This is a genomic window from Streptomyces varsoviensis, from assembly GCF_000718635.1.
GTDB lineage: Bacteria > Actinomycetota > Actinomycetes > Streptomycetales > Streptomycetaceae > Streptomyces > Streptomyces varsoviensis.
Genome location: NZ_JOBF01000008.1, coordinates 62,011 through 87,933 on the forward strand (window position 1 = coordinate 62,011; position 25,923 = coordinate 87,933).

Sequence of the window (25,923 nt, forward strand, 5' to 3'; positions counted from 1 at the left end):
GTACGGGCCCGCTGCGACCGTGACGGACGCGAGTGGGGCGAGCGCGGGGCGCGCCCTACTCGGCGGTCTCGGCCTCGGCGGGAGCCGGCGTACCGGCACCGCCCTGCTCGACCTTGCTGCGAAGGGCGTCCGTGGTGCGGACGAACTTCGTGAGCGGGGCCTGGAAGGTCGCCGCGGCCTTGGCCATGGACGCCTTCATGCCGCCGGCCAGCTTGGCGAGCAGCACCTCGCGGGACTCGAGGTCCGCGAGCTTCTTGAAGTCATCGGCGGACAGCGCCTTACCTTCGAGGACACCGCCCTTGATGATCAGGTTGGGGTTCTCCTTGGCGAAGTCACGGAGACCCTTCGCCGACGTCACCGGGTCACCGGAGACGAAGGCGACCGCCGTCGGACCGTTGAACAGGTCGTCGAGCGAGGTGATCCCGGCCTCGTTGGCCGCGATCTTGGTCAGCGTGTTCTTCACCACGGCGTACTGGGCGTTCTCACCGAGCGAACGGCGCAGCTCCTTGAGCTGCGCCACGGTGAGACCGCGGTACTCGGTCAGCACGGCGGCGCTGGAGCTGCGGAACTGATCCGTCAGCTCGGCAACCGCGGCAGCCTTGTCGGGCCTCGCCATGAGCCTCGGCCTCCTTCCGGGTGATTCGGACCGCATAGACGCGAGAAGGGACCTGGGCAAAACGAAACGCCCCGGCGCGGGCGCACGGGGCGTGACTCGACCGCACGGACCTCACGGTCACAGCGGGAGTTCGACCTGAACACCTGCGCAGGTCGCCCGCAGCTAGCGGAATCCTTCGGCCACCACACCCCCCTACGGAGGCACAGCGACGACCAGCGGTCTTTGGCTTCGTCGCAAAGGTACGCGAACGGGCGGCCGGCAAGCAAATCGGCCTGCCTCCGGCCGTCGGCCCGTCTGCTCGCGGCCCGCCCGTACGCGCGTCAGCCGTGCCTACCGCTTCGGCATGAGCTCCGCGAAGTCGACCGTCTCGGAGGCCGCCGGGGGCGCCACGGAGACCTTGGTGCCGTAGTCGGAGTAGAAGACCGTGGTGTCCGTGGAGAACTTCTTCCCCTGGGCCCGCTCCTGCCGCTTCACCAGGAGGTGGTCGCCGTCGACCCACAGGTCGACCGTCTCGGTGTCCATGCCGCTCTGCTGGAGCTGCTTCTGCAGAGCGTCCAGGTCCTTCTTGGAGAGGGACTTGGACTGCAGGCCCGCGATCTCGGAGACGCTGACCTTTCCGGTGTAGTGGGTCGCCTGCTTGCCGCGGACGTCCTCCTTGCCGACCTCCTTGACCTTGCCGGAGGCTATGAGGAGATCCACCGAACGGCTCGGGTCGTTGTTCTTCAACTGGTCCTTGAGGAAGGTCCCGGAGGCGCCCGCCTGCGCGGCCATCGCGTCGTAGCTGTACTTCACCCAGCTCTTGCCCTGCGCCTTGGGGCCGAGCGAGCTGCCCAGGTTCATATACATCGCCTCGGGCAGGTAGCGGGCGCGCATCGGCTTGCCGGCCGTCGGCGCGGCGTCCGCCGCACCGCCCTTCTGGGTCATGGTCATGTTGGCCCGTATGCCGTCGGACCAGTCCATGTCGCCCTTCATGGAGACGTGCATCTCGCCCATCGACATCGTGCCGTCGACCTTGGCCGAGCGCTGCTGGCCCGCCTTCTTCGACACGCTCTGGAGCGCCGTGAGCGCGCCCTGGCCCGCCGCGGAATCCCCGCCGGACGCCCGGTCGCTCGCCTTGGCCCCGTCCTTGGCGTGGTCCTTGGCGCCGTCCTTGGCGTCCCCGCCCCCGCAGGCCGTGAGCCCCGCCATCAGCACGACACCGGCCGCGGCCGTCGCCAGTCGCGTGATCCTCATCGCTCCCCCTTTAATCAGCTTCAAGGTCGGACACGACTGTAGTGGAGGGCACCGACAACGCCACGAGCCGGTCCCCGCACCTCGGTGGAGGTACGGGGACCGGCTCGTTACGTACGTACCGCGATCAGCGTCGCGCTGCCCGCGGCGGGCGCGTCCGGATCAGACCGCGGCCGGGTCCTCCTCGACGAGGAGGTTGCGGGTGCGGTTGGTGTCCATCGGGATACCGGGGCCCATCGTGGTGGTCAGGGTCGCCTTCTTGATGTAGCGGCCCTTCGCGGCGGACGGCTTGAGGCGGGTGACCTCTTCGAGCGCCGCGGCGTAGTTCTCGACCAGCTTGGCCTCGTCGAACGACACCTTGCCGATGATGAAGTGCAGGTTCGAGTGCTTGTCGACGCGGAACTCGATCTTGCCGCCCTTGATGTCCGTGACAGCCTTCGCCACGTCCGGGGTGACCGTGCCGGTCTTCGGGTTCGGCATCAGACCACGCGGACCGAGCACGCGGCCGAGGCGGCCGACCTTGCCCATGAGGTCCGGGGTGGCGACGACGGCGTCGAAGTCCAGACGGCCCTTCGCGACCTCGTCGATCAGTTCGTCGGAGCCGACGATGTCGGCGCCCGCGGCTTCCGCGGCCGCAGCACGGTCGCCGGTCGCGAAGACCAGGACCCGGGCGGTCTTGCCGGTGCCGTGCGGAAGGTTCACGGTGCCGCGGACCATCTGGTCGGCCTTGCGCGGGTCGACGCCCAGACGCATGGCGACCTCGACAGTCGCGTCGAACTTGGTCGCAGAGGTTTCCTTGGCGAGACGGACGGCCTCAAGCGGGGCGTACAGGCGCTCCGAATCGACCTTGGCGTCCGCGCCGCGGAGAGTCTTGCTGCGCTTCACTGCTTCTCCTCAGTGCTGAGTGTGGAGTCGTGGTACGGACCAGCGCGTGGTCCTTCCACGGGTGCTACGGGGGTGATCAGCCCTCGACCGTGATGCCCATGGAACGGGCGGTGCCGGCGATGATCTTCTCGGCGGCGTCCAGGTCGTTGGCGTTCAGGTCGGGCATCTTGGTGGTGGCGATGTCGCGGACCTGGTCGCGGGAGATCTTGGCGACCTTGGTCTTGTGCGGCTCGCCGGAGCCCTTCTCCACACCCGCGGCCTTGAGGATCAGCTTGGCGGCCGGCGGAGTCTTGGTGATGAAGGTGAAGGAGCGGTCCTCGTAGACCGTGATCTCCACCGGCACGACCATGCCACGCTGCGACTCGGTCGCGGCGTTGTAGGCCTTGCAGAACTCCATGATGTTGACGCCGTGCTGGCCCAGCGCGGGACCGACCGGCGGAGCCGGGTTGGCCGCACCGGCCGAGATCTGGAGCTTGATCAGCCCCGTGACCTTCTTCTTCTTGGGAGGCATGCTCTCTCCGGGTCCTAGTGAGAGGTGTTTCGCCCCCGAATCCGGTCATCCGGATGGAGGCATACCGCACAACGATAACGGGTATAGCCGTGCGGCAGAAAACCGAGCAGGTCAGACCGGATCCCATCGCCGGGGGAATCCCACGCGAGAGCCGATCTGACCTGTCCGGAAGCCGGTGATCCCGAAGAGCGTCAGTTCTTCTGGATCTGGTCGAAGCTGAGCTCGACCGGGGTCTCGCGGCCGAAGATCTCGACGAGGCCCTTGACCTTCTTCGAGTCGGCGTTGATCTCGTTGATGGTGGCCTGGAGCGTCGCGAACGGGCCGTCGGTGACGGTGACCGAGTCGCCCACCTCGAAGTCCAGCACCTGGACCTCGACCTTGCGGGACGGCGCGGGCTTGCCCTCGGCCTCGGCGGCCTCGCGGGCGGCCTTCTCCTCGGCCTCCGGGGCGAGCATCTTGACGATCTCGTCCAGGGTCAGCGGGTACGGGTCGTAGGCGTTGCCGACGAAGCCCGTGACGCCGGGCGTGTTGCGCACGACGCCCCAGGACTCGTTCGTCAGGTCCATGCGCACCAGCACGTAGCCGGGGAGCTTGTTCTGGCGGACGGTGCGGCGGTCGCCGTTCTTGATCTGGACGACCTCTTCCTGCGGCACCTCGGCCTGGAAGATGTAGTCCTCGACGTTGAGCGAGACGGCGCGCTGTTCGAGGTTGGTCTTCACGCGGTTCTCGTAACCGGCGTACGTGTGGATGACGTACCACTCGCCGGGCAGGACGCGCAGCTCCTGGCGCAGGGCCTCGATCGGGTCGACGTCTTCTTGGTCGCCCTGCTCCGCGGCGGCCTCCGCGGCCTCGTCCTCGGCGACCTCGGCGGCGGCAGCGGCGTCGTCCTCCACCTGGAGGGCGGCCTCCTCGGCGGGCTCGCCGGCCGCGGCCTCCTCGGCGTCCAGCTCGTCGACGCCGTCGGCGTTCTCGACGATCTGCAGCTCGGTGGTGTCGCCGACCTCGTCCGCGACAGCCGGCGCGTCCACGTCGGCCGCTGCCGCCTCGGCGGGCTCGGCGGCGTCGTTCAGGTTCGGGTCAGACACTGTGGCTGCTTCTTCCTGGCTTCAAGGGGTGGAACAGGCATCGGGCGGCGCCTCGACTGCCGTCGCCCGACGCGGGCTCAGCCGAAGACGTACTTGACGGCGTTGTTGAACCCATAGTCAATCACGGTCACCAGGCCGATGACGATGACAACGAAGACGATCACCACAGAGGTGTACGTCGAGAGCTGGTTCCGGGTGGGCCAGACGACCTTGCGGAGTTCAGCGACGATCTGGCGGTAGAAGAGCGCGAGGCGGCCGAAAGGGCCCTTCTTCCCGCGCTTGCCGCCGCGACGTGCCTTCTTGGCCGCCACCTCGTCCTCGGGACGACCGCTCTCAGGCGTCGCGGTGGAGCCAAGGGCTTCCGTCACTACGTCCTCACCTGAATCCGGGTCGTGTCCGTGCCGCGCCCGGTTGAGCCGCACGGCGGTGCAATTCACTACGTACGCATGCACGCACCATGGTGAAGATGCGTGTAGCAGGGCCGGAGGGACTTGAACCCCCAACCGCTGGTTTTGGAGACCAGTGCTCTACCAATTGAGCTACGACCCTTTGTGGTTCCCCCAACGTACCGCATCCGGCCGGACGCACGGAGTGCGCACGGACGGGCCGCCGCCGAGGGGCCAACGACGCCTGAGTGTACGTGCTGGAGGGACCGACGTCGAACAGGAACGTGGGAACCGCCCGCCGCGACCCGCCCCGAAACCGCTCCCGGCCCATGATCACGGGGCCCGCGGGCGTTAGAGAACTCACGTGCCGGGGCCGTTGCGGGTCTGGGACGATGCATTCATGACCGCTGCTACTCCTCCCGCACAGTCCCCCACCGACCGTCGGGTGTCGGCCCGCGTCGGGTCGATCTCCGAGTCCGCGACGCTCGCCGTCGACGCCAAGGCGAAGGCCCTCAAGGCCGCCGGGCGCCCGGTGATCGGCTTCGGCGCCGGCGAGCCGGACTTCCCCACGCCCGACTACATCGTCGAGGCCGCCGTGGAAGCCTGCCGCGACCCGCGGTACCACCGCTACACCCCCGCCGGCGGCCTCCCCGAGCTCAAGGCCGCGATCGCCGCGAAGACGCTGCGCGACTCCGGCTACGCGGTCGAGGCGTCGCAGGTGCTGGTGACCAACGGCGGGAAGCAGGCCATCTACCAGGCGTTCGCCGCCATCCTCGACCCGGGCGACGAGGTCATCGTGCCCGCCCCGTACTGGACCACCTACCCGGAGTCGATCCGGCTCGCGGGCGGCGTCCCCGTGCCGGTCGTCGCCGACGAGACGACCGGTTACCGCGTCTCGGTGGAGCAGTTGGAGGCGGCCCGTACGGAGCGCACGAAGGTGCTGCTCTTCGTCTCCCCCTCGAACCCGACCGGCGCGGTCTACACCCGCGCGCAGGTCGAGGAGGTCGGCCGCTGGGCCGCCGAGCACGGTCTGTGGGTGCTCACCGACGAGATCTACGAGCACCTGGTCTACGGGGACGCGGAGTTCTGCTCGCTGCCGGTGGTCGTCCCGGAGCTGGCGGACAAGTGCATCGTGGTCAACGGCGTCGCCAAGACGTACGCCATGACCGGCTGGCGGGTGGGCTGGGTCGTCGGCCCGCAGGACGTCGTGAAGGCCGCGACCAACCTCCAGTCGCACGCCACCTCCAACGTCTCCAACGTGGCGCAGATGGCCGCGCTGGCCGCCGTCTCCGGCGACCTGACGGCCGTCGCGAAGATGCGCGAGGCGTTCGACCGCCGCCGCCGCACCATCGTGCGGATGCTCAACGAGATCGATGGCGTCGAGTGCCCGGAGCCGGAGGGCGCGTTCTACGCGTACCCCTCGGTGAAGGCGCTGCTCGGCAAGGAGATCCGCGGCAAGCGCCCGGCCACCTCGGTGGAGCTGGCGGCGCTGATCCTGGACGAGGTGGAGGTCGCGGTGGTCCCGGGCGAGGCGTTCGGCACGCCGGGCTACCTGCGGCTGTCGTACGCGCTCGGCGACGACGACCTCGTCGAGGGCGTCTCCCGTATCCAGAAGCTCCTGGCGGAGGCCGTGGCCTGACGGCCGTACGCGACCGCCCGCTACGGGCCCCCGGCCGCCGGCCGGGGGCCCGTATCCGCTTTCGGGCCGCCGCTCGTTCAGGGTCTTATTCCCGCGAAGCCCCTACCGGCGCGCGGGCGGGTGCGGCAAGATCTCCGAATGGAGAGTGTTCGTACCCCTGGCGAAGCCGCCCGCCGTGATCTGCGCCTGCTGCCCAAAGCCCATCTGCATCTGCACTTCACGGGGTCGATGCGCCCGTCGACCCTGCTGGAACTGGCCGACAAGTACGGCGTGCACCTGCCCGAGGCGCTGAGCGGCGGCGAGCCGCCGAAGCTGCGGGCCACGGACGAGCGCGGCTGGTTCCGCTTCCAGCGGCTGTACGACATCGCGCGGTCCTGTCTGCGCTCCCCCGACGACATCCGCCGACTGGTGCGCGAGGCCGCCGAGGAGGACGCGCGCGACGGCTCCCGGTGGCTGGAGATCCAGGTCGACCCCACCTCGTACGCGCCCCGGCTGGGCGGCCTCATCCCCGCCCTGGAGATCATTCTCGACGCCGCCGAGTCCGCTTCGCGGGAGACCGGCGTCGGCATCCGCGTCCTGGTCGCCGCCAACCGGATGAAGCACCCGCTGGACGCCCGTACCCTCGCCCGCCTCGCGGTCCGCTACGCCGACCGCGGCGTCGTCGGCTTCGGCCTCTCCAACGACGAACGCCGCGGCCTCGCCCGCGACTTCGACCGCGCCTTCGCCATCGCCCGCGACGGCGGCCTGCTGGCCGCGCCGCACGGCGGCGAGCTGTCGGGGCCCAGCAGCGTCCGCGACTGCCTGGACGACCTGCACGCCGTCCGCGTCGGCCACGGCGTACGGGCCGCCGAGGACCCCCGCCTGCTGCGCCGGCTCGCCGACCGCGGCGTCACGTGCGAGGTCTGCCCGGCCTCCAACGTCGCCCTGGGCGTCTACGAGAAGCAGGAGGACGTCCCCCTGCGCACCCTGTACGAGGCCGGCGTCCCCATGGCCCTCGGCGCCGACGACCCCCTCCTCTTCGGCGCCCGCCTGGCGGCCCAGTACGAACTGGCCCGCGACCACCACGCCTTCACCGACCCCGAACTGGCCGACCTCGCCCGCCAGTCCATCCGCGCCTCAGTAGCCCCCGAACCCCTCCGCACCGACCTCCTGAACGAAGTCGACGCCTGGCTGGCGAAGCCGTGAGCCCGTCACCTTCACGCCCAAGCCGCACAAATTCAGCCCGTCAGGGGGCACCTCCCAGCGGTAGCTGGGGGAGATTGAGGACACCCCACCCCAGCCCCAATCAGCCCGTCAGGGGGCACCTCCCAGCGGTAGCTGGGGGAGCTTGATGGCACCGGAGCCCGACCCAATTCAGCCCGTCCGGCGATTGAGGACCGGGGTCCGGGGCGGAGCCCCGGCTCAACACCACCCCGGTGGGCCGGTCAAAGGCGGACGCCTACCGTCACCGGCTCGTTCACCAGCGTCACCCCGAACGCCTCCCGCACCCCGTCCCGCACCTCGCGCGCCAGCGCGAGCAGGTCCGCCGTCCGGGCGGCCCCCCGGTTGGTGAGGGCGAGGGTGTGCTTGGTGGAGATGCGGGCGGGCCCGGTCCCGTACCCCTTGGTGAAGCCGGCCCGGTCGATGAGCCAGGCGGCGGACGTCTTCACGTGGCCTTCTCCCGCCGGGAAGGCGGGGGCGGCGACGTCGGGGCCGAGCCGGTCGGCGACGCGGGCGAGGAAGGCGGTGTGCTCGGCCTCGGTGAGGACGGGGTTGGTGAAGAACGAGCCGGCCGACCAGGTGTCGTGGTCGTCGGGGTCGAGGACCATGCCCTTGCCCGCGCGCAGGGCGAGTACGGCCGTACGGGCGGTGGCGGCGGGCACCCGGTCGCCGGGTTCGACGCCGAGGGCGCGGGCGGTCTCGGCGTACTTGATGGGCGCGGACAGCCCGTCGGTGTCCTCCAGCTCGAACCGTACGCGCAGCACGACGTAGCGCGTGGGGTCGGCCTTGAAGCGGCTGTGCCGGTAGGCGAAGCCGCACTCGGCGTTGGGCACGGTCACGACTTCGCCGGCCCGCCGGTCGTACGCGACGACCTCGGTGATGGTGGCGGAGACGTCCTGGCCGTACGCGCCGACGTTCTGGATCGGGGTGGCGCCGGCGGAGCCGGGGATGCCGGCCAGGCACTCGATGCCGGCCAGCCCCGCCTCGACGACGTGGGCGACGGCGTCGGACCAGTTCTCGCCGGCGGCCAGCTCCAGGCGGGTGCCGTCGAGGGTGCGGCCGGCGGTGGCGATGCGCAGGGCGGTGCCCTCGAACCCGTCGTCCGAGATGACCAGGTTGCTGCCGCCGCCGATGATCAGCAGCGGGGTGCCGGCGGCGTCGGCCTCCCGTACGGCGGCGACGACCTCGTCGTCGGTGACGGCGGTGATCAGGCGGGTCGCGGGGCCGCCGAGCCGGAAGGTGGTCAGCGGGGCGAGCGGGGCGTCATGGAGTTCCTGCACGGGCTCAAGAGTACGGGGACGGCACCGCGGGCCCTCGGCGGCGGTCGCCGGGGCCCGCGGCGGTACGGACGGGGTCCGCGCGGTACGGACGGGGCCGGGTTCAGGCGGCGACCGGGGACCTGCGCTCCGCCGGTGCCTGGCCGCCCTGCTCGTCCGGGCCCCGGCCCGTACGGCGGGCGGGTATCAGGACCGCCGCGGCGGCCGCGAGCGCGACGGCTCCGGCGCCCGCCCAGAGGGCCGGTTCCAGACCGTCCACGAACCGCTGTCCGCTCTCGTAGCCGCCCTGGGAGGAGAAGACGGTGGCGAGCAGGGCGACGCCGAGCGCGCCGCCCACCTCGCGCAGCGCGTTGTTGGCTCCGGAGGCGATGCCCTGTTCGCTGGGGCGGACGCTGGACATCGCCAGGTTGGCGGCGGGCGCGAAGTACATCCCCATGCCGACGCCGCTGACGATCAGGCCCGGGAGCTGCTCCGCGTACGAGACGTCGGGGCTGAGCACCAGCGCGAACAGGGCGAGCCCGAGCGCTTGGAGGGCGAGGCCCACGGCGACGACGGGCCGGCCGCCCACGCGGTCCGAGAGGTAGCCGGCGAGGGGCGCGACGATCATCGGCATGCCGGTCCAGGGGAGCATGCGCAGCCCGGCCTCGGTGGGCGAGTAGCCGAGAACGTTCTGGAGGAACTGGCTGAGCAGGAAGATCGAGCCGAACATCCCCACGAACATCAGCATGCTGGCCGCGTTGATCGCGGAGAAGCCGCGGTTGCGGAAGAGCCGCATGGGGAGCATGGGGTGGGCGGCGCGGAGTTCGTACGCGACGAAGGCGACGAGCAGCACGGCGCCCGCTATGAGTCCGGCGAGGACCGGGCCGCTGGACCAGCCGTCCGGGTTGGCGCGGACCAGGGCGTAGACGATGCCGAACAGGCCGAGGCTGGCGAGCGCGGTGCCGGGGAGGTCGAGCCGGGCGTCCGCGCGGCGGCTCTCGTTCAGTCGCAGCCGGGCGAGCGGGAGCAGGGCGACGCCGATCGGGACGTTCAGCCAGAAGATCCACTGCCAGGAGATGTGTTCGGTGAGGGTGCCGCCGATGAGCGGGCCGGAGGCGACGGCGAGCCCGTTGACCGCGCCCCAGATGCCGTACGCCATGCCGCGGCGGGCGGCGGGCACGGCGGCGGTGAGCAGGGTCAGCGTGAGCGGCATCATGACGGCGGCGCCGACGCCCTGTACGGCGCGGGCGGCGATCAGGCCGTCGATGCCGGGGGCGAGCGCCGCGGCGGCGGAGGCGGCGGTGAAGAGGGCGGTGCCGGCGATGAAGAGCTTGCGGCGGCCGAACCGGTCGCCGAGCGCGGCGCCGGACATCAGCAGGACGGCGAAGGTGAGGGTGTAGGCGCTGACGGTCCATTCGAGGTCGGCCAGGTCGCCGCCGAGGTCCTCGCGGATGGAGGGCAGGGCGGTGGTGACGACGAGGTTGTCGAGGGCCGCCATGAAGCCGGCGGCGCTGGTGATGATCAGCGCCCAGACGGTGATGGAGCGGCCGCTCCGGGCCGGTTCCGGTGGATGGATCACTTTTCTCCCCCAGTTGATTAGTTATTGATGACTAATTTCTGCGGCCATAAAAAACGGGCGCGGCGAAGACCGCGCCCCTTGGGCGTCGCTCAGTCCCTCGGCTTGCAGGGCACCGTCTCGTGGATGCCTTCCCACAGGCGGTGCTCGGGCGGGAAGCCCAGCGCCACGAAGACGTTGATGAGCATCCCGTGCGCCAAGAACGACGTGGCCTCCCCCACGTCGCCCCCGGCGGCCAGCCGGACCGCGTCCCACAGCTTCTGCCAGCCGGCCCGCACGGAGTCGCCGAACTCGCGGTCGCCCGCGGCCTCGGCCGACGCCACCGCCACGTACACCTGCATCTGCAGGAGCAGCTTGTCCGGATCGCTGCCGATGAGCTCCTGGTACGCCGCCCCCATGGCGTGCAGCGCCTCGGCCCCCTCCAGCCCTTCGGCGGCCTTGACGAAGACCTCCAGGTTCTCCTGGATGCAGCGGTCGGCGGCGGCGAGGAAGATGGCCTGCTTGTTCGGGAAGAGCCGGAAGAGATACGGCTGCGAGACCCCCACGCGCTTGGCGATGGCCTCGGTGGACGTGCCCTTGTAGCCGCCCCGGGCGAACTCCGCCATCGCCGCGCGGATGACGCTCTCGCGCCGCTCCTCCGCACTCATCCTGACCATGCGGCTAAGTTAGTACTCAATCACTAACCAAGTCAAGGGCGGCCGGGAGGGACCGCCGAGAAGTGGGGGCAGAGAGGTAAGGGCCCGAGAAGTAAGGGGCGGCCACCCATTGCGACCGCCCCTTACCCACGCATGTCGTCCGTACGGCTCAGGCGAGCTTGACCACCGCGCGGGACATCCCCAGCACCTTCTGGCCCGCGCTCGTCGCGGTGAGGTCGACGCGGACCGTACGGGCCTCGTCGTCGAGCTTGGCCGCGACCTTGGCGCTGACCTCGATGACCGCGCCCCGGTCGTCGTTGGCGACCACGACGGGCTTGGTGAACCGCACGCCGTACTCGATCACCGCCGCCGGGTCGCCGGCCCAGTCGGTGACCACCCGGATCGCCTCGGCCATGGTGAACATGCCGTGCGCGATGACGTCCGGCAGCCCGACCTCCTTGGCGAACTTCTCGTTCCAGTGGATCGGGTTGAAGTCGCCGGAGGCGCCCGCGTAGCGCACCAGCGTGGCGCGGGTGACCGGGAAGGACTGGGCCGGGAGTTCGGCGCCGACCTCGACGGCGTCGTACGAGACCTTCGCTGCCATCTGCCTCACTCCCCCTCGGCGGCGCGCGCCACCAGCATCGTGTGCGCGGTCACCACGTGCGCGCCGTCCGCGTCGTGCACCTCGCCCCGCACGGACAGCACGTCGTTGCCGGCCAGCGACTTGATCGACTCGATGGTCGAGGTGACGGTGAGCCGGTCCCCCGCCCGCACCGGCCGGGTGTAGCCGAACTTCTGGTCGCCGTGCACCACCCGGCTGTAGTCCAGGCCGAGCTGGGGGTCCTCGATGACCTGCCCGGCGGCCTTGAAGGTGATCGCGAAGACGAAGGTCGGCGGGGCGATCACATCGGGGTGCCCGAGGGCCCGCGCGGCCTGGGCATCGACGTACGCCGGATTGGCGTCGCCGACCGCCTCGGCGAACTCACGGATCTTCTCCCGGCCGACCTCGTACGGTGCGGTGGGCGGATAGGTCCGTCCGACGAAGGACTGGTCGAGCGCCATCGGCTCGGCACCTCCTGTTGTTTGCGTGCGGTGCGGTACAGGTACCACAGGCACGTACAGGTATCTCGAACAGGTTCGGGTGGACTCGGGCGGGCAGCCGCGGGCATGCCAACGCCACGAGGCCGCCCCCAAAATGGGGACGGCCTCGTCGACGAGCCTTTGTTATCGCGTTTCGCGGTGCGCGGTGTGCGCGTTGCAACGCGGGCAGTGCTTCTTCATCTCAAGACGGTCCGGGTTGTTGCGCCGGTTCTTCTTGGTGATGTAGTTCCGCTCCTTGCACTCCACGCAGGCCAGCGTGATCTTCGGGCGGACGTCGGTGGCAGCCACGTGAGTGCTCCTTGACGGATGGAAGGGTTAACGCATAAAAGAGTAGCCGACCGGAGGACCGACCCCACAATCGGCTACTGTGTGTAGCGGTGACCGGACTTGAACCGGTGACACAGCGATTATGAGCCGCTTGCTCTACCGACTGAGCTACACCGCTGTGATGCGAGAGAGGACCTCGCCCGAAGGCGAGGAACTTCACACACCAGAGCCCCAATACGGAATCGAACCGTAGACCTTCTCCTTACCATGGAGACGCTCTGCCGACTGAGCTATTGGGGCGAGCGATGAAGACATTACACGCTCGGCCGCCGATCGTGAAATCCGTATCCGTTCCCCGTCGCCTGCCGCCCCAATCGCCCCTCGCACCACACCGGTACGACTATTCGGCGCTTGCTCGAAGCCGCACCGGCCGCGCCCTAGGCTCGGACCACGCTGCGTGATCATGCACGCCCCGGCCCTTCGAGGAGCGCGATGCCCGACAGCCAGCCGCAGCCCCCCAAGAACCCCGACGGCGAGGCTGCCGGGGGCGCCGACGGTGCCGCCGGGCCCGCCGCCCCCGACTGGAGCGCCCTCGTCCTGTGCGGCGCCCGGCTCGCCGACGGCCGCACCGTGGACGTACGGCTGAGCGGCGGGACCATCGAGGCGGTCGGCACCCCCGGCAGCCTCGTCCCCGGCACCCGCGTCGACCTGAACGGCTATCTGCTGCTGCCCGCCCCTGCCGAGCCGCACGCGCACACCGACACCGCCCTCACCGCCGACGCGGACGCCGCCGGGCCCGTCCCGCACACCCTCGAAGACGTGCAGCGCCGCACCACCGAGGCCGCCCTCCTGCACCTCGGCCACGGCGCCACGGCGCTCCGCAGCCATGTGCGGATCGGCGACGTACAAGGGCTGCGCTCGCTGGAGGCCGTACTGCTGGCCCGCCGGGCGCTGCGCGGGCTCACGGACCTCACCGCCGTCGCTGTCCCCCGGCTGCTGACCGGCGCGGCCGGCGCGGACGGCCTCGCCATGCTGCGGGACGCCGTGAAGATGGGCGCGACGGTGATCGGCGGCTGCCCGGACCTCGACCCGGACCCCACCGGCTACACCGAGACCGTGCTGGAGATCGCCGCCGAGCACGGCTGCGCCGTGGATCTGCACACGGACGGTGACGACCCGGCGCGGCTGGCCCGGCTCGCGGCGATGGCGGGCCGGCTGCGGCCCGGCGTCACCCTGGGCCCGTGCGGCGGCCTCGCCCGGCTCCCGCACGACCTGGCCGTACGCGCCGCCGAGCAGCTCGCGGCGGCGGGCGTCGGGGTCGTCTGCCTGCCGCAGGGCGACTGCTGCGCGTTGGAGCAGCGGGAGGCGCGTGTCTCGCGGTGCGCGCCGGTGCGGCTGCTGCGCGCGGCCGGCGTCGCGGTGGCCGCCGGGAGCGGCGCGCTGCGGGACGCCGCCAACCCGGTGGGGCGCGGCGACCCCCTGGAGGCCGCCTATCTGCTGGCATCGCGCGGCGAGCTGCGCCCGTACGAGGCGTACGACGCCGTCAGCACGGCCGCGCGGGCGGCGCTGGGGCTGCCGCGGGTCCGGGTGGAGGCGGGGTTCCCGGCGGAGCTGCTGGCCGTGCGCGGCGAGAGCGTCGCCGGGGTCCTCTCGCTGGCCTACAGCCGGACGGTGGTGCACCGGGGGCGGGTGGTGGCCCGTACGAGCGCGGTGCGGGAGTACTGCGACTCCGCCGCGGTGATCGCCCTCGACCTGCCCCGGCAGTCGGCGCGCGGGGGCGGGAGCGGCGGCGGAATGGCGTAAGAAGCCCGCCGTGGTGCCGGCGTAAGGGGCGGCCCGCAATGGAGCCGGCCCCTTACGCGAGGCGGTCAGCCCGTGAACAGGGAGGAGGTGCCGGCGCCGTGCGCGCCGCCGCGGCCGACGGTGCCGCGGGCCTCCGAGGCCATGGACATGAGGCCGGCGATCAGCTTCTCGGGGTCGACCGCGGTGGCGTTCTCGGGGGCGGCGACCTTGGCGTCGCCGTCGCCGAACGTCATCCGCAGCGGCACCTCGCCCTTGACCTTCGCCTTCTCCGCGAGGGGCGCGAGGTCCACGGAGGCGGCGGAGAGCTTGCCCTTCTTGATGGCGAAGTCGACGGACACCTTCGTGTTCGGGATGTCCTTGAAGTCCTTCTCCTTGGGCATGTTGGCGGCGCCGCCGGGCGACATCTCGTCGGCGAACGGCCGCAGCTTGTCGAAGACGCTCTGGAGGACCGTACGGAAGGGGGCGGTGGCGACCACGTGGTCGGCGCCGTCGCGCTTGCCGCCGTCCTTGATCGTGACCTCGTTCTTCACGACGCCCTTGATCTCGTCCAGGATCTTCTTCTGCGTCTTCTCGCTGAGCGTGGGCTCCGCGGAGGGCTTCTTGCCGCCCTTGGCCTCCGACTGCTTCTCGGCGACCTTCTTCATTTCCTTGGTGTCGACCTTGACCCACTGGCCGTCGAGGACCTTGTCGACGAATTCGAGGCCCTGGGGGAGCTTCGCGTGCAGCTCCTCCTTGGACGGCGCCGGCGAGCCGGTCGTCTTCGCGATGGCCTTCACGTCGACGCGGTAGTACACGTTGTCGCCGACGAAGCGGCCCTCCACCAGGTCGCCCTCGGCGCCCGAGACCTTCATCAGGGAACCGGTGACGTCGCCCTGCTCCGAGTCCGCCAGGGCCTTCTTCGACTCCGCGGAGAAGGTGACCTTCAGCTTCGACAACGCCTTGGCCATGGCCGGCGGCATCGGCTCGTCTCCGCCCTTGGTCAGCGCGACGAGCTGATCCGGGGAGGCGTCGAAGCCCATCTCGACGGAGAGCGAGCGCTGCTTGCCCATCGCGTCGAAGGCGTTCGACAACTGCTTCCCGGGGGACAGCTCCTGCTCCGTGCCGCAGGCGACGGCGCCGGCGGTCAGGGCTGCGACGCAGCCGACGGCGGTCATGGTCTTGCGTATGGCGGTGATGACGGACTCCCTCGTACCTAGCGCGCGGCAAAGTCAAGCCACGCGTTGATCAAAAAAGGAGACTCTTGAGTGGCGGAGAGGGTTGTACCGCGTACGGTCGGAATTATGCGCATTGTCATCACTGGTGGACATGGACAGATCGCACTCCGACTCGAACGCCTGCTCGCCGCGCGGGGCGACGAGGTCGCGGGCATCATCCGCAGACCCGAACAGGCGGGGGACCTGCTCGCCGCGGGCGCCGAGCCGGTGGTCTGCGACCTGGAGTCGGCCTCCGTCGAGGACGTCACCCGGCACCTGGAGGGCGCGGACGCCGCCGTCTTCGCGGCGGGCGCGGGCCCGGGCAGCGGCGCGGAGCGCAAGGACACCGTGGACCGCGGCGCGGCGGCCCTCTTCGCCGACGCCGCCGAGCGCGCGGGCGTACGCCGCTTCCTGATCGTCTCCTCCATGGGCGCCTCCGACAGCCCGCCGCCCGGCACCGACCCCGTCTTCGCCGCCTACCTCCGCGCCAAGGGCGCCGCCGACGACGACGTACGAGCCCGCTTCGGCCTCGACTGGACGGTGCTGCGCCCGGGCCGGCTGACCGACGACGCGGGCACGGGCCTGGTGACCCTCGCCGAGTCCACCGGCCGCTCCGACGTCACCCGCGACGACGTGGCGGCGACCCTCGCCGCCCTCCTGTACGCCCCGGCCACGGCGGGCCGCACCCTGGAGCTCATCGGCGGCGACACCCCCGTCGCGGAGGCGGTCGAGGCAGCAGCCAGAACCTGACGCGCGGGGGCCCATGACCCTCGTCACGCCCCGCCGCCCGCACACGAAAACGGCCCCTGATCCGCGATTCGCGGATCAGGGGCCGTTCCTTGGACCGTGGCGGCGCCAGGGTTCGAACCTGGGTAGGCTGAGCCGGCAGATTTACAGTCTGCTCCCTTTGGCCACTCGGGCACACCGCCAAGGGTTGCTGCCTGCGACCGCTGGTTCGCAGCGCTCTGTGGCAACGACGTAAACCATACCCGATGACCAGGGGTGGTTCGCCACTCGATTCGGCACCGCCGGATCCGGCGCGGATGACTAGGCTGGCAGGGCGGCCCACGGGCCGTACCCCCTGATGGATCTACGTACGAGGAGCCAACTCAATATGGCCGACTCCAGTTTCGACATCGTCTCGAAGGTCGAGCGGCAGGAGGTCGACAACGCCCTCAACCAGGCGGCGAAGGAGATCTCGCAGCGCTACGACTTCAAGGGCGTCGACGCTTCGATCGCCTGGTCCGGCGAGAAGATCGAGATGCGCGCCAACTCCGAGGAGAAGGTGAAGGCCGTCCTCGACATCTTCCAGTCCAAGCTGGTCAAGCGGGGCATCTCGCTGAAGTCGCTGGACGCGGGCGAGCCGCAGGCGTCCGGCAAGGAGTACAAGATCTTCGCCTCGGTGGAGGAGGGGATCTCGCAGGAGAACGCGAAGAAGGTCGCCAAGATCATCCGCGACGAGGGCCCCAAGGGCGTCAAGGCGCAGGTGCAGGGCGACGAACTGCGGGTGACGTCGAAGAGCCGGGACGACCTCCAGTCCGTGCAGCAGCTCCTCAAGGGCAAGGACCTGGACTTCGCGATCCAGTTCGTGAACTACCGCTGACCCCGCCGCCCGGGCCGTCGCGGAGGGTACCGGGCAGTCGCGAGGGCGCACCGCGGAATCGACGCGGACACGACGAGGGCACAACGTGGGAACGCCGCCGTAGGCGGTCCCCCGTTGTGCCCTCGTCGTCTGCCGCGGGCGCTCGGCAGGACGCTCAGCGGGTGGCGAAGGGCTGGTCCGTCGGGACGATTTCGCGGCCCAGGGGCATGAGGGAGATGGGGATGAGCTTGAAGTTGGCGAGCCCCAGGGGGATGCCGATGATCGAGACGCAGAGCGCGATGCCGGTGATGACGTGGCCGAGGGCGAGCCACCAGCCCGCGAAGACGAGCCAGACGACGTTGCCGACGCAGGAGGCGGCGCCCGCGTCGCGGCGCTCGACGGTGGTGCGGCCGAAGGGCCACAGGGCGTAGCCGGCGATGCGGAAGCTGGCGATGCCGAAGGGGATGGTGACGATGAGGACGCAGCAGATGATGCCGGCGACCACGTATCCGACGGCCATCCAGAAGCCGGAGAGAACCAGCCAGATGATGTTCAGGATGAGCCTCATGGTGCGAACAGCCTCCTACGTGTTCCTGCGTGCGAACCCTCTTCCAGTGGTCAGGACGCCCGCATGCGGCGGCGTGGTTGCGAGGGGCCGGGGCGCGGTCACGGGCGGCGGCCGGCGAGCTGCTCCAGGCGGCTGATGCGCTCGGCCATCGGCGGGTGGGTGGAGAAGAGCTTGGACATGCCCTCGCCGGGCCGGAACGGGTTCGCGATCATGAGGTGGCTCGCGGTCTCCAGGCGGGGCTCGGGCGGCAGCGGGAGCTGTTTGGTGCCGGCGTCGAGCTTGCGCAGGGCGTCGGCGAGGGCCAGCGGGTCGCCGGTGAGCTTGGCGCCGGAGGCGTCGGCCTCGTACTCGCGGGAGCGGCTGACGGCGAGCTGGATGAGCGAGGCGGCGATGGGGCCGAGCAGCATGATCATGAGCATGCCGATGAAGCCGGGGCCCTCGTCGTCGTCGGATCGGCCGATGGGAATCAGCCAGGCGAAGTTCACCAGGAACATCACGATGGAGGCGAGCGCCCCGGCCACCGAGGAGATCAGGATGTCCCGGTTGTAGACATGGCTCAGCTCGTGGCCGATGACTCCGCGCAGCTCGCGCTCGTCGAGGAGGCGCATGATGCCGTCGGTGCAGCAGACGGCGGCGTTGCGCGGGTTGCGGCCGGTGGCGAAGGCGTTGGGGGCGTCGGTGGGCGAGATGTAGAGCCGGGGCATGGGCTGGCGCGCGGCCGTGGAGAGCTCGCGGACCATGCGGTAGAGCTGCGGGGCCTCGAACTCGCTGACCGGGCGGGCGCGCATGGCGCGCAGCGCCAGTTTGTCGCTGTTCCAGTAGGCGTACGCGTTGGTGCCGAGCGCCACGAGGACGGCCACGATCAGGCCAGTGCGCCCGAAGAGGCTGCCGATGACGATGATGAGGGCCGAGAGTCCGCCGAGGAGTACGGCGGTCTTGAGCCCGTTGTGCCGGCGGTGCACGGTACGCCCTCCAAGTGGTGCGGCAGGGGAACCCTTTGCTTGGCGTTTCCACCCTCCAGTGGACCCTTCCGAACTGGTCAACGCCAGATGGAGGCCGCTAGTTCCCTTGTGCACCGAGGCGGTCGTACGTCCGTACGGGTGAGCGGCCGGCTACAGGAGGACGCCGGAGGCGAAGCGCAGGACGAGCTGCGGCGCGCCGGACAGGGCGATGCCCAGGACGGCGGCGAGGCCGATGGCCGCGGTGAGCGTGGCCGGGATCTTCGCTTTGGCCGGTTCCGGCTCTTGCGCGACCGCCGATACGGGCGCAGGGACCCCTTCCGGATGCGCCGACGTCGGTACGGCTCCAGGGACCCCCTCCGGATGCGCCGCCGTCGGTACGGGCCCGGGGGCACCTTCCGCGGCAGGCGCCCCCTCCGGCGCGCGGAAGAGGACCGCCGTCCACTGGAGGTAGTAGTAGAGCGCGATCACCACGTTGACGGCCATCACGACGGCGAGCCAGCCCAGCCCGGCGTCGACCGCCGCGGAGAACACCGTGACCTTGGCGAACAGGCCGATGATCCCCGGCGGCAGCCCGGCCAGGCAGAGCAGGAAGAAGGCCAGCGCGAGGGCGGCGAGCGGGCGGCGCGCGGACAGGCCCCGGTAGTCGGCGACGCGGTTGGCCGGGCTCGTACGGGCGACGAGGGCGGCGACCGCGAAGGCCCCGAGGTTCACGGCGGCGTACATCAGGGCGTACGCGACCGTGGAGCCCACCGCGTGGGCCGCGCCGCCGGAGGAGTCGGCGGTGTACGCGGCGGACGCGATCGGGACCAGCAGATAGCCGGCCTGCGCCACCGAGGACCAGGCGAGGAGGCGTACGGCGCTGTGCGTACGGTCCGGGCGCTGGCGCAGGGCGGCGACGTTGCCGGCCGTCATGGTGAGGGCGGCGAGTACGGCCAGCGCCGGGCCCCAGACCCGCCCGTACGACGGGAAGGCGACGACGGTCACCAGGATGAGCCCGGAGAAGCCGACGGCCTTGCCGACCACCGAGAGGTAGGCGGCCACGGGCAGCGGCGCGCCCACGTAGGTGTCGGGCACCCAGAAGTGGAAGGGGACGGCCGCGGTCTTGAAGGCGAAGCCCACCAGGGTCAGGGCCACGCCCGCCTGGGCGAGCACGTGGAGGCGCGGGTCCACATGGGTCAGCCCCTCGGCGATTTGGGTGAGGTGCAGGCTGCCGGTGGCCGCGTACACGAAGCTGACGCCGAGCAGCATGACGGCCGTCGCGGTGACCGAGGAGAGGAAGAACTTCAGGGCGGCCTCGGAGGAGAGCCGGTCCCCGCGGCGCAGGCCCACCAGGGCGAACGCGGGCAGCGAGGCCACTTCGAGGGCGATCACCAGGGTCGCGAGGTCGCGGGCGGCGGGCAGCAGGGCCGCGCCCGCCGCGGACGAGAGCAGCAGGAACCAGAACTCGCCCGCGGGGAGTTTGAGATCGGTGATCGAGTTAATGGAGAGCAGCGCCGTCAGGAGGGCGCCGCCGAGCACCAGGAACTGGATGACGAGGGCGAAATGGTCCGCCGTATAGCTGCACGCCTCGGCGCCCGAGGTCAGGCAGAAGGTGGACCGGTCGCCGTCCAGGAGCGGCAGCAGCGACAGCCCGGCCAGCACCAGGCCGCCGATGGCGAGCCAGCCGAGCGCCCCCTTCTTCCCGTCGGGGAGGAAGAGGTCGGCGACCAGGACGGCGAGCGCCACCACGGCGGTGATGGTGGGCGGGGCGATGGCGAGCCAGTCGACGGACTGGACCAGGGAGCTCATCAGGCGCCTCCGCGCAGGAGCTGCTGAACGGCCGGGTCGGTGAGGCCGAGAAGGGCCGCGGGCCAGAGCCCGGCGAGGACGGTGAGGGCGACGAGCGGGGTCCAGGCCGCGAACTCGTAGGTATGGACGTCGGGCACGGCCAGGAGCGGCGGCGCGCCCCCGGAGCCGGCCGCGGGTTCCGGCCGCCGCTCGCCCATGCACACACGGCGCACGACGACCAGCATGTACGCGGCGGTCAGCAGGGTTCCGACGGCGGCGATGGCCATGAAGGTGAGGAAGGCGGGGCGGCTGAGGCCGTCGGCGGGCCGGAACGCGCCGAACAGCGCGAGCATCTCGCCCCAGAACCCGGCGAGGCCCGGCAGTCCGAGCGAGGCGACCGCCCCGAACGCGAGCAGCCCGCCGAGCCGGGGCGCCCGCCCGTACAGCGCCGCCCCGCCCTGCCCCGCGAGCTGGTCGAGGTCGCTGGTGCCGTACCGGTCCTTGACCGCGCCGACCAGGAAGAAGAGCAGGCCGGTGATCAGACCGTGGGCGATGTTGGCGAACAGCGCGCCGTTCACGCCGGTCGGGGTGAGGGTGGCGATGCCCAGCAGCACGAACCCCATGTGCCCGACCGAGGAGTAGGCGATCAGCCGCTTGAGGTCGCCGCCCGCTCCCGTACGGGCCAGGGCCAGGCAGGCCAGCGACCCGTAGACGATCCCGACGACCGCGAACGCGGCGAGGTAGGGCGCGAACGCGCGCGCCCCGTCGGGGGCGACGGGCAGCACGATGCGCACGAACCCGTACGTGCCCATCTTCAGCAGCACCCCGGCCAGCAGCACGGAGCCCGCGGTCGGGGCGGCGGTGTGGGCGTCCGGCAGCCAACTGTGCAGCGGCCACATCGGGGCCTTCACGGCCAGCCCGACGCCGATGGCGAGGACCGCCAGGAGCTGGGTGGTGTGGCTGAGCTTCGAGCCGTTGTCAGTGGCGAGTGCCACCATGTCGAAGGTGCCGCCCTTGACGCCGATGAGGAGGAGGCCGAGCAGCATGACGACGGAGCCGAGCAGTGTGTAGAGGATGAACTTCCAGGCGGCGCGCTCCTTCTGGCCGCCGCCCCAGCGGGCGATGAGGAAGTACATCGGGATGAGGACCATCTCGAAAGCCAGGAAGAACAGCACCAGGTCGAGGACGGCGAAGGTCGCCAGGGTGCCGGACTCCAGGACGAGGAGCAGCGCGACGAACGCCTTCGGTGACGGGCCGGCGGGCATGTGCGCGTAGCTGTAGAGGGCGCAGAGGAAGGTCAGCAGCGCCGTCAGGACGAGAAGGGGGAGCGAGACGCCGTCCACGCCGAGGTGGAGCCGGATGCCGAGGGCCGGGATCCAGCCGACGTCGGTGGTCGCCTGCATCCGGGCGGGGTGGTCGTGGTCGAAGCCGGCGGCCAGGGCGATGGACAGCGCGAGGATCACACCGCTGACGGTGACGCCGTGGCGGAGCACGGCCTGGTCGGGGCTCTTGCCCTTGAGTCCGGGCGGGGCCGGGAGGAGGGCGGCGACGGCTCCGAGGAGGGGGACGACGACGATCGCGGCGAGGAGGGACTGCATGACGGCGTGGCTCACGGTCAGCCTCCGGTGGCTACGAGAACGGCGGCGACGGCCAGGATGACGGAGCCGGCGAGCAGGGCGCTGAGATAGGTCTGCACATTGCCGGTCTGGGCGCGGCGGACGGCGGCGCCCAGCAGCCGGGGCACGCCGGACGCGCCGCCGACGTAGGCGTCCACGACCTCGCGGTCGAGGAAGCGTACGAGCCGCGCGGCGGCGCGCACGGGCCGTACGAACACGGCGGCGTACAGGGCGTCGAGGTGGAAGCCGGCCGCGGCGTGGCGGTGCAGGGGGCCGAGGAGGAGGCGGCCCGGGTCGGCGGGGTCGGGCGCGCCGGCGATGGAACCGTACGCGCTCCGGTGCGTGGCGATGGCCTCCGCCTCGGAGACGGCGGGGTCGCCGTCCGGGTCGGCCGCGACGGCGCCGAGCGGTACGCGGGCGGCGAGCGTGGAGGTGTGGCGCCAGGCGGCGTAGGTGACGAGGACGCCGACGAGGGCGAAACCGGTGCCGATGATGGAGGTGGACAGGGTCGGCTTGAGCGAACGGCCGTCGAACCAGTCGGGCAGGGCCGCGACGGCGAGACCGAGCGCCAGGGTGGGGACGAACAGCACCCACAGGACGGCGTTCATGACGACGGGGGTCCGGGCGGGGTGGCTTGCGGGGGCGGAAGCGGGCTCAAGGGCGGGAGCGGGGGGCGCGGCGGAGGGGCCGGAGGGCCCGGTGGTGGGGTCGGCGGCCCCGGCCGCGTGATCGGCGGACGCGCCGGCGGAAGCACCGGCGGAAATGGGGGCGTGATCACCGGCGGCGGCCGGGTCGGCGGAGGGGGCGGCCGGGCCGGCGGAGGGGGCAGCCGGGCCGGCGGAGGGGGCAGCCGGGCCGGCGGAGGAGGCAGCCGGGCCGGCGCTCGGGCCGGTGGCGGCCGTAGCGCTGTCGGACGGCGGCGGTCCCGGGCGCACCTGGTCGGCGGCGGAGAGGGCGGGGCCCTTGCGGCCGCCGCGCAGCAGTGCGGGCGAGCCGGCGAGCAGCCACAGCCGGGTGGCGTAGCCGGCGGTGAGGAGGGCGGTGAGCAGTCCGGCGACCAGTACGGTCCAGCCCGCCGCGGCGGGGATGCCGTCCGTGTGCCCGGTGGCGGCGTGCTCGGCCGCGCCGAGCACGGCCTCCTTGGAGAAGAAGCCGCTGAACGGCGGGATGGCGGCGAGGGCGAGCAGCGCCACGGTCATGGTCCAGAAGGCGTCGGGGGCCCGCCCCCACAGCCCCCTCATCCGTGCCATGGCGGCCAGCGAATTGGTGCCGGCGGTGTGGATGATCACGCCCGCGCAGAGGAAGAGGAGCGCCTTGAACGCGCCGTGGGACAGGAGGTGGAAGACGGCCGCGCCGCGGTCGCCGGCGGCCAGCGCCCCGGTCATGTAGCCGAGCTGGCCGACCGTCGAATAGGCGAGCACGCGCTTGATGTCGTCCTGGGCGAGGGCGGCGAGCGCCGAGCCGACCATGGTGATCGCGGCCAGCGCGGCGAGCACGACCATGGCGGCGGCGGACGCGGCGAAGACCGGCAGCAGCCGGGCGACGAAGTAGACGCCCGCGGCGACCATCGTGGCGGCGTGGATCAGCGCCGATACGGGCGTGGGGCCGGCCATCGCGTCCGGCAGCCAGGTGTGCAGCGGGAACTGCGCGGACTTGCCCGCGACGCCGGCGATCAGGAGCAGCGCGACGAGGGTGGGATGGTCGAGGCCGCCGGACGCCGCGGCGTCGACGATGCCGCTGATCCGGAACGTACCGGCGTCGGCGGCCAGCGCGAAGATGCCGATCAGGAAGGGGACGTCACCGGCCTTGGTGACCAGGAACGCCTTGAGGGACGCGGCGCGGGCGGCCTCGGTCTCCCAGTAGTGGCCGACCAGGAAGTACGAGCAGATGCCCATGATCTCCCAGCCGACCAGCAGCACCATCAGGTCGCCGGAGTAGACGACCAGCAGCATCGCGGAGGTGAAGAGCGAGACGAGGGCGGCGTACGAGGGGTAGCGGGGGTCGTCGCGCAGATACCCCGTGGAGTAGAGCTGCACGCAGGACGCGACGACGGTGACCAGGACCGCGACGAGGGCCGCGAAGCCGTCGAGGTGCAGGGCGAGGTCGATGGGGACGGAGCCGGTGGGGGTGAGCCGGGTGGCCGCGTCGACGGCGTCCCCGCCGCCCTGCCGCCAGGCCACGACGGCGGCGAGCACGGCGGCGGCCGCGGTCGGCAGCACGGCCAGCGGCCGTACGAAGCCGGGGGCGCGGCGCCCGAGCAGCAGCCCCGCCACGGCGCCGAGGAAGGGCAGCAGGGGGACGAGGACGGCGGTGGTCGTGATCGTCACGCGGCGGCCTCCGCCTTCTCGTCCTGCTCGTCCTGCTCATCGCTGCCCGCCGCGCCCTTCGGGGCGTCCGCCCGCTCGCTGAGGTCCCGCAGTTTGTCGACGTCGGCGGTGCCGCCGTTGCGGTACACGAGCAGCACGATGGCCAGGCCGATGCCGATCTCGGCGGCGGCGATGGCGATGGTGAAGAGGGTGAGCGCCTGGCCCGCGTGCAGTTCGTCGCGGAGCCACACGTCGAAGGCGACGAGGTTGAGGTTGACCGCGTTGAGCATCAGCTCGACGGAGATCAGGACCAGGATCGCGTTGCGCCGGGCGAGCACGCCGTACAGGCCGACGCAGAAGAGGAGGACGGCGAGCACGGCGGGATAGGCGAGATGCATCAGCGCGCCCCGTTCTGTCGGCTGTCGGAACCACCGGCTGAGCCGGCGGGGCCAGCGGGGCCGGCCGGGTCGGCGGGGCCGGCCGGGTCGGCGGGGCCGGCGGCGCCCGCCCGGCCGTCCTTGTGCCGGGAGAGGACGATCGCGCCGACGAGGGCGGCGAGCAGCAGCACGGAGAGCGCCTCGAACGGCAGCACCCAGTGCCGGAAGAGGTACTGCCCGGAGACCTTGGTGGAGCCCTGTACGACGCCGTCGAGGTCGATCCAGGTCGTACGGAAGGCGTCCACGACGACCCAGACGAGGGCGGCGGCGGAGGCGACAGCCACGGCGAGCGCGGCCCACCGGTTGCCGGAGTCCGCGTCCGGGGAGCGGCCTATGGGCGCCTTGGTGAGCATCAGCCCGAAGAGCAGAAGGACCACGACGGAGCCGACGTAGATCAGTACCTGCACCCAGGCGATGAACTCGGCGGTCAGCAGCAGGTACTCCACGGCGAGCCCGCCGAGCGCCACGACCAGCCACAGCGCGGCGTGCACGAGCTGCTTGGTGGTCACGGCGACGAGGGCCGCGCCGAGCGTCGCGATGCCGACCAGGAGGAAGGCGATCTCGACGCCGGTCGGGGACAGAAAGCCGGGTCCGGCGGCGGCGAGCGTCACGCGTCCCCCTCGGTGTTTCCCGCGACGTTTCCCGCGGCGTTGTCCGCGGCGTTGTCCGCGGCGTTGTCCGCGGCGTTGTCCGCGGCGTTGTCCGCGGCGTTGTCCGCGGCTCCCGTCGCCTCGGCCGCCTCGGCGGCCTCGGCCGCGGCCTTGGCCTCCTGGGCGGCGAGCTTCTCGGCCGCCTTGCGGGCCGCCGCGACCTCCTTGGGCTCCTCGGCCGCCGGGTCGAGGGCGGGCGGCGCGGGCACCGTCCACATCCACTCGCGGAGCTTGTCGCGTTCGTGGGTCAGCTCATGGATGTCGGTCTCCGCGTACTCGAACTCCGGGGACCAGAAGAGCGCGTCGAACGGGCACACCTCGATGCAGATACCGCAGTACATGCAGAGCGAGAAGTCGATGGCGAAGCGGTCCAGGACGTTGCGGCTGCGCTCGCGCCCGCCGGGGGCGGCGGGCGGCACCGTCTCCTTGTGGGAGTCGATGTAGATGCACCAGTCCGGGCACTCGCGCGCGCACAGCATGCAGACCGTGCAGTTCTCCTCGAACAGGCCGATCACGCCGCGGGTACGGGGCGGCAGCTCGGGCTGCGCGTCCGGGTACTGCGCGGTGACGGAGCGCCGGGTCATCGTACGGAGGGTGACGGCGAGGCCCTTGGCGAGGCCGCTGCCGGGGATGCGCGACCGGGCGGGCTGCT

Annotated in this window: 26 protein-coding genes and 4 tRNA genes; 5 read left to right on the forward strand and 25 right to left on the reverse strand. The window is 71.5% G+C overall.

The window, feature by feature from the left end; all coding sequences use genetic code 11:
* Nucleotides 1-55 precede the first annotated feature (55 nt).
* The 7 genes from rplJ to IF55_RS13885 form a co-directional block, all read right to left on the reverse strand.
* Nucleotides 56-616 carry a 50S ribosomal protein L10 gene (rplJ, locus tag IF55_RS13855; protein WP_030883147.1) on the reverse strand — a complete coding sequence of 187 codons (561 nt, stop codon included), beginning with the start codon at nucleotides 614-616 and terminating at the stop codon, nucleotides 56-58.
* Nucleotides 617-946: 330 nt separating this feature from the next.
* Nucleotides 947-1,849: an SCO4651 family lipoprotein gene (locus IF55_RS13860; protein ID WP_030883149.1), complete on the reverse strand. Its 903-nt coding sequence runs from the start codon at nucleotides 1,847-1,849 to the stop codon at nucleotides 947-949.
* Between the two features lie 159 nt (nucleotides 1,850-2,008).
* Entirely contained in the window at nucleotides 2,009-2,731 is a 723-nt protein-coding gene (rplA, locus tag IF55_RS13865; RefSeq protein ID WP_030883151.1) for a 50S ribosomal protein L1, read from the reverse strand.
* A 76-nt stretch (nucleotides 2,732-2,807) separates the two neighbouring features.
* Nucleotides 2,808-3,242, reverse strand: coding sequence for a 50S ribosomal protein L11 (rplK, locus tag IF55_RS13870; RefSeq protein WP_030883153.1), 435 nt, complete (start codon nucleotides 3,240-3,242; stop codon nucleotides 2,808-2,810).
* 191 nt (nucleotides 3,243-3,433) lie between these two features.
* On the reverse strand, nucleotides 3,434-4,327 hold the full coding sequence (gene nusG / locus IF55_RS13875; RefSeq protein WP_030883156.1) for a transcription termination/antitermination protein NusG: 894 nt from the start codon (nucleotides 4,325-4,327) through the stop codon (nucleotides 3,434-3,436).
* Nucleotides 4,328-4,404: 77 nt separating this feature from the next.
* A complete protein-coding gene (gene secE, locus IF55_RS13880) occupies nucleotides 4,405-4,695 on the reverse strand; it encodes a preprotein translocase subunit SecE (protein WP_030883158.1) in 291 nt (96 codons plus the stop codon).
* Nucleotides 4,696-4,803: 108 nt separating this feature from the next.
* Nucleotides 4,804-4,876, reverse strand: a tRNA-Trp gene (locus IF55_RS13885).
* Nucleotides 4,877-5,113: 237 nt separating this feature from the next.
* On the opposite strand from IF55_RS13885, the gene IF55_RS13890 reads away from it, so the two are divergent.
* Both IF55_RS13890 and IF55_RS13895 read left to right on the forward strand, forming a co-directional pair.
* Nucleotides 5,114-6,352: a pyridoxal phosphate-dependent aminotransferase gene (locus tag IF55_RS13890; RefSeq protein WP_030883159.1), complete on the forward strand. Its 1,239-nt coding sequence runs from the start codon at nucleotides 5,114-5,116 to the stop codon at nucleotides 6,350-6,352.
* Between the two features lie 138 nt (nucleotides 6,353-6,490).
* Nucleotides 6,491-7,537, forward strand: a complete 1,047-nt coding sequence (locus IF55_RS13895) for an adenosine deaminase (RefSeq protein ID WP_048831953.1) — start codon at nucleotides 6,491-6,493, stop codon at nucleotides 7,535-7,537.
* Nucleotides 7,538-7,776: 239 nt separating this feature from the next.
* Here IF55_RS13895 and IF55_RS13900 read toward each other — a convergent pair whose 3' ends face one another.
* The 8 genes from IF55_RS13900 to IF55_RS13935 form a co-directional block, all read right to left on the reverse strand.
* A complete protein-coding gene (locus tag IF55_RS13900; RefSeq protein ID WP_030883163.1) occupies nucleotides 7,777-8,832 on the reverse strand; it encodes a UDP-N-acetylmuramate dehydrogenase in 1,056 nt (351 codons plus the stop codon).
* A 100-nt stretch (nucleotides 8,833-8,932) separates the two neighbouring features.
* Nucleotides 8,933-10,306: a DHA2 family efflux MFS transporter permease subunit gene (locus IF55_RS13905; RefSeq protein WP_245661197.1), complete on the reverse strand. Its 1,374-nt coding sequence runs from the start codon at nucleotides 10,304-10,306 to the stop codon at nucleotides 8,933-8,935.
* 170 nt (nucleotides 10,307-10,476) lie between these two features.
* Entirely contained in the window at nucleotides 10,477-11,040 is a 564-nt protein-coding gene (locus IF55_RS13910) for a TetR/AcrR family transcriptional regulator (protein WP_030883168.1), read from the reverse strand.
* Between the two features lie 148 nt (nucleotides 11,041-11,188).
* Complete coding sequence (locus tag IF55_RS13915) at nucleotides 11,189-11,623, reverse strand: MaoC family dehydratase (RefSeq protein WP_030883169.1); 435 nt, start codon at nucleotides 11,621-11,623, stop codon at nucleotides 11,189-11,191.
* A gap of 5 nt (nucleotides 11,624-11,628) precedes the next feature.
* Entirely contained in the window at nucleotides 11,629-12,081 is a 453-nt protein-coding gene (locus IF55_RS13920) for a MaoC family dehydratase N-terminal domain-containing protein (protein WP_030883171.1), read from the reverse strand.
* Between the two features lie 162 nt (nucleotides 12,082-12,243).
* Complete coding sequence (rpmG, locus tag IF55_RS13925) at nucleotides 12,244-12,408, reverse strand: 50S ribosomal protein L33 (protein WP_003948671.1); 165 nt, start codon at nucleotides 12,406-12,408, stop codon at nucleotides 12,244-12,246.
* A gap of 84 nt (nucleotides 12,409-12,492) precedes the next feature.
* Nucleotides 12,493-12,565: transfer RNA gene (locus IF55_RS13930), tRNA-Met, on the reverse strand.
* 49 nt (nucleotides 12,566-12,614) lie between these two features.
* A tRNA-Thr gene (locus IF55_RS13935) sits at nucleotides 12,615-12,687 on the reverse strand.
* 192 nt (nucleotides 12,688-12,879) lie between these two features.
* Between IF55_RS13935 and IF55_RS13940 the strand changes: the two genes are divergently transcribed.
* A complete protein-coding gene (locus tag IF55_RS13940) occupies nucleotides 12,880-14,190 on the forward strand; it encodes an amidohydrolase family protein (protein ID WP_030883172.1) in 1,311 nt (436 codons plus the stop codon).
* A 65-nt stretch (nucleotides 14,191-14,255) separates the two neighbouring features.
* Here the strand turns inward: IF55_RS13940 and IF55_RS13945 are convergent, their stop codons facing one another.
* Nucleotides 14,256-15,344 (reverse strand): hypothetical protein, encoded by a 1,089-nt coding sequence (locus tag IF55_RS13945; RefSeq protein WP_048831954.1) that lies wholly within the window; start codon nucleotides 15,342-15,344, stop codon nucleotides 14,256-14,258.
* 126 nt (nucleotides 15,345-15,470) lie between these two features.
* Between IF55_RS13945 and IF55_RS13950 the strand changes: the two genes are divergently transcribed.
* The gene (locus IF55_RS13950; protein WP_030883176.1) at nucleotides 15,471-16,133 is read left to right on the forward strand and encodes an NAD(P)H-binding protein; all 663 of its coding nucleotides are present in this window, start codon (nucleotides 15,471-15,473) and stop codon (nucleotides 16,131-16,133) included.
* 97 nt (nucleotides 16,134-16,230) lie between these two features.
* Here the strand turns inward: IF55_RS13950 and IF55_RS13955 are convergent.
* Nucleotides 16,231-16,312 (reverse strand) — tRNA-Tyr (locus IF55_RS13955).
* A gap of 185 nt (nucleotides 16,313-16,497) precedes the next feature.
* Between IF55_RS13955 and IF55_RS13960 the strand changes: the two genes are divergently transcribed.
* Nucleotides 16,498-16,986 (forward strand): YajQ family cyclic di-GMP-binding protein, encoded by a 489-nt coding sequence (locus tag IF55_RS13960; RefSeq protein ID WP_030883178.1) that lies wholly within the window; start codon nucleotides 16,498-16,500, stop codon nucleotides 16,984-16,986.
* 154 nt (nucleotides 16,987-17,140) lie between these two features.
* On the opposite strand, the gene IF55_RS13965 is transcribed toward IF55_RS13960, so the two are convergent.
* From IF55_RS13965 to IF55_RS14000, 8 genes are all read right to left on the reverse strand, one after another.
* On the reverse strand, nucleotides 17,141-17,533 hold the full coding sequence (locus IF55_RS13965; RefSeq protein WP_030883180.1) for a YccF domain-containing protein: 393 nt from the start codon (nucleotides 17,531-17,533) through the stop codon (nucleotides 17,141-17,143).
* A gap of 98 nt (nucleotides 17,534-17,631) precedes the next feature.
* Nucleotides 17,632-18,495 carry a zinc metalloprotease HtpX gene (htpX, locus tag IF55_RS13970; protein WP_030883183.1) on the reverse strand — a complete coding sequence of 288 codons (864 nt, stop codon included), beginning with the start codon at nucleotides 18,493-18,495 and terminating at the stop codon, nucleotides 17,632-17,634.
* Nucleotides 18,496-18,645: 150 nt separating this feature from the next.
* Entirely contained in the window at nucleotides 18,646-20,283 is a 1,638-nt protein-coding gene (locus tag IF55_RS13975) for an NADH-quinone oxidoreductase subunit N (RefSeq protein ID WP_030883184.1), read from the reverse strand.
* Complete coding sequence (locus IF55_RS13980) at nucleotides 20,283-21,860, reverse strand: complex I subunit 4 family protein (protein WP_030883185.1); 1,578 nt, start codon at nucleotides 21,858-21,860, stop codon at nucleotides 20,283-20,285. The genes IF55_RS13975 and IF55_RS13980 overlap by 1 nt, the downstream gene beginning before the upstream one ends.
* A gap of 17 nt (nucleotides 21,861-21,877) precedes the next feature.
* Nucleotides 21,878-24,205: an NADH-quinone oxidoreductase subunit 5 family protein gene (locus tag IF55_RS37140; protein ID WP_048831955.1), complete on the reverse strand. Its 2,328-nt coding sequence runs from the start codon at nucleotides 24,203-24,205 to the stop codon at nucleotides 21,878-21,880.
* Complete coding sequence (gene nuoK / locus IF55_RS13990; RefSeq protein WP_030883187.1) at nucleotides 24,202-24,582, reverse strand: NADH-quinone oxidoreductase subunit NuoK; 381 nt, start codon at nucleotides 24,580-24,582, stop codon at nucleotides 24,202-24,204. Before nuoK ends, IF55_RS37140 begins: the two co-directional genes overlap by 4 nt.
* Nucleotides 24,582-25,232: an NADH-quinone oxidoreductase subunit J family protein gene (locus tag IF55_RS13995; protein WP_048831956.1), complete on the reverse strand. Its 651-nt coding sequence runs from the start codon at nucleotides 25,230-25,232 to the stop codon at nucleotides 24,582-24,584. Before IF55_RS13995 ends, nuoK begins: the two co-directional genes overlap by 1 nt.
* The gene (locus IF55_RS14000; protein WP_048831969.1) at nucleotides 25,229-25,855 is read right to left on the reverse strand and encodes a 4Fe-4S binding protein; all 627 of its coding nucleotides are present in this window, start codon (nucleotides 25,853-25,855) and stop codon (nucleotides 25,229-25,231) included. The genes IF55_RS13995 and IF55_RS14000 overlap by 4 nt, the downstream gene beginning before the upstream one ends.
* Nucleotides 25,856-25,923 lie beyond the last annotated feature (68 nt).

Coding starts and splice junctions, on each gene's coding strand:
- rplJ (WP_030883147.1), bottom strand. CDS start 616: ATGGCGAGGCCCGACAAGGCTGCCGCGGTTGCCGAGCTGACGGATCAG.
- IF55_RS13860 (WP_030883149.1), bottom strand. CDS start 1,849: ATGAGGATCACGCGACTGGCGACGGCCGCGGCCGGTGTCGTGCTGATG.
- rplK (WP_030883153.1), bottom strand. CDS start 3,242: ATGCCTCCCAAGAAGAAGAAGGTCACGGGGCTGATCAAGCTCCAGATC.
- IF55_RS13890 (WP_030883159.1), top strand. CDS start 5,114: ATGACCGCTGCTACTCCTCCCGCACAGTCCCCCACCGACCGTCGGGTG.
- IF55_RS13895 (WP_048831953.1), top strand. CDS start 6,491: ATGGAGAGTGTTCGTACCCCTGGCGAAGCCGCCCGCCGTGATCTGCGC.
- IF55_RS13905 (WP_245661197.1), bottom strand. CDS start 10,306: ATGGCGGCCCTCGACAACCTCGTCGTCACCACCGCCCTGCCCTCCATC.
- IF55_RS13910 (WP_030883168.1), bottom strand. CDS start 11,040: ATGGTCAGGATGAGTGCGGAGGAGCGGCGCGAGAGCGTCATCCGCGCG.
- IF55_RS13915 (WP_030883169.1), bottom strand. CDS start 11,623: ATGGCAGCGAAGGTCTCGTACGACGCCGTCGAGGTCGGCGCCGAACTC.
- IF55_RS13920 (WP_030883171.1), bottom strand. CDS start 12,081: ATGGCGCTCGACCAGTCCTTCGTCGGACGGACCTATCCGCCCACCGCA.
- IF55_RS13940 (WP_030883172.1), top strand. CDS start 12,880: ATGCCCGACAGCCAGCCGCAGCCCCCCAAGAACCCCGACGGCGAGGCT.
- IF55_RS13945 (WP_048831954.1), bottom strand. CDS start 15,344: ATGACCGCCGTCGGCTGCGTCGCAGCCCTGACCGCCGGCGCCGTCGCC.
- IF55_RS13950 (WP_030883176.1), top strand. CDS start 15,471: ATGCGCATTGTCATCACTGGTGGACATGGACAGATCGCACTCCGACTC.
- IF55_RS13960 (WP_030883178.1), top strand. CDS start 16,498: ATGGCCGACTCCAGTTTCGACATCGTCTCGAAGGTCGAGCGGCAGGAG.
- IF55_RS13965 (WP_030883180.1), bottom strand. CDS start 17,533: ATGAGGCTCATCCTGAACATCATCTGGCTGGTTCTCTCCGGCTTCTGG.
- IF55_RS13975 (WP_030883184.1), bottom strand. CDS start 20,283: ATGAGCTCCCTGGTCCAGTCCGTCGACTGGCTCGCCATCGCCCCGCCC.
- IF55_RS13980 (WP_030883185.1), bottom strand. CDS start 21,860: ATGCAGTCCCTCCTCGCCGCGATCGTCGTCGTCCCCCTCCTCGGAGCC.
- nuoK (WP_030883187.1), bottom strand. CDS start 24,582: ATGCATCTCGCCTATCCCGCCGTGCTCGCCGTCCTCCTCTTCTGCGTC.
- IF55_RS14000 (WP_048831969.1), bottom strand. CDS start 25,855: ATGACCCGGCGCTCCGTCACCGCGCAGTACCCGGACGCGCAGCCCGAG.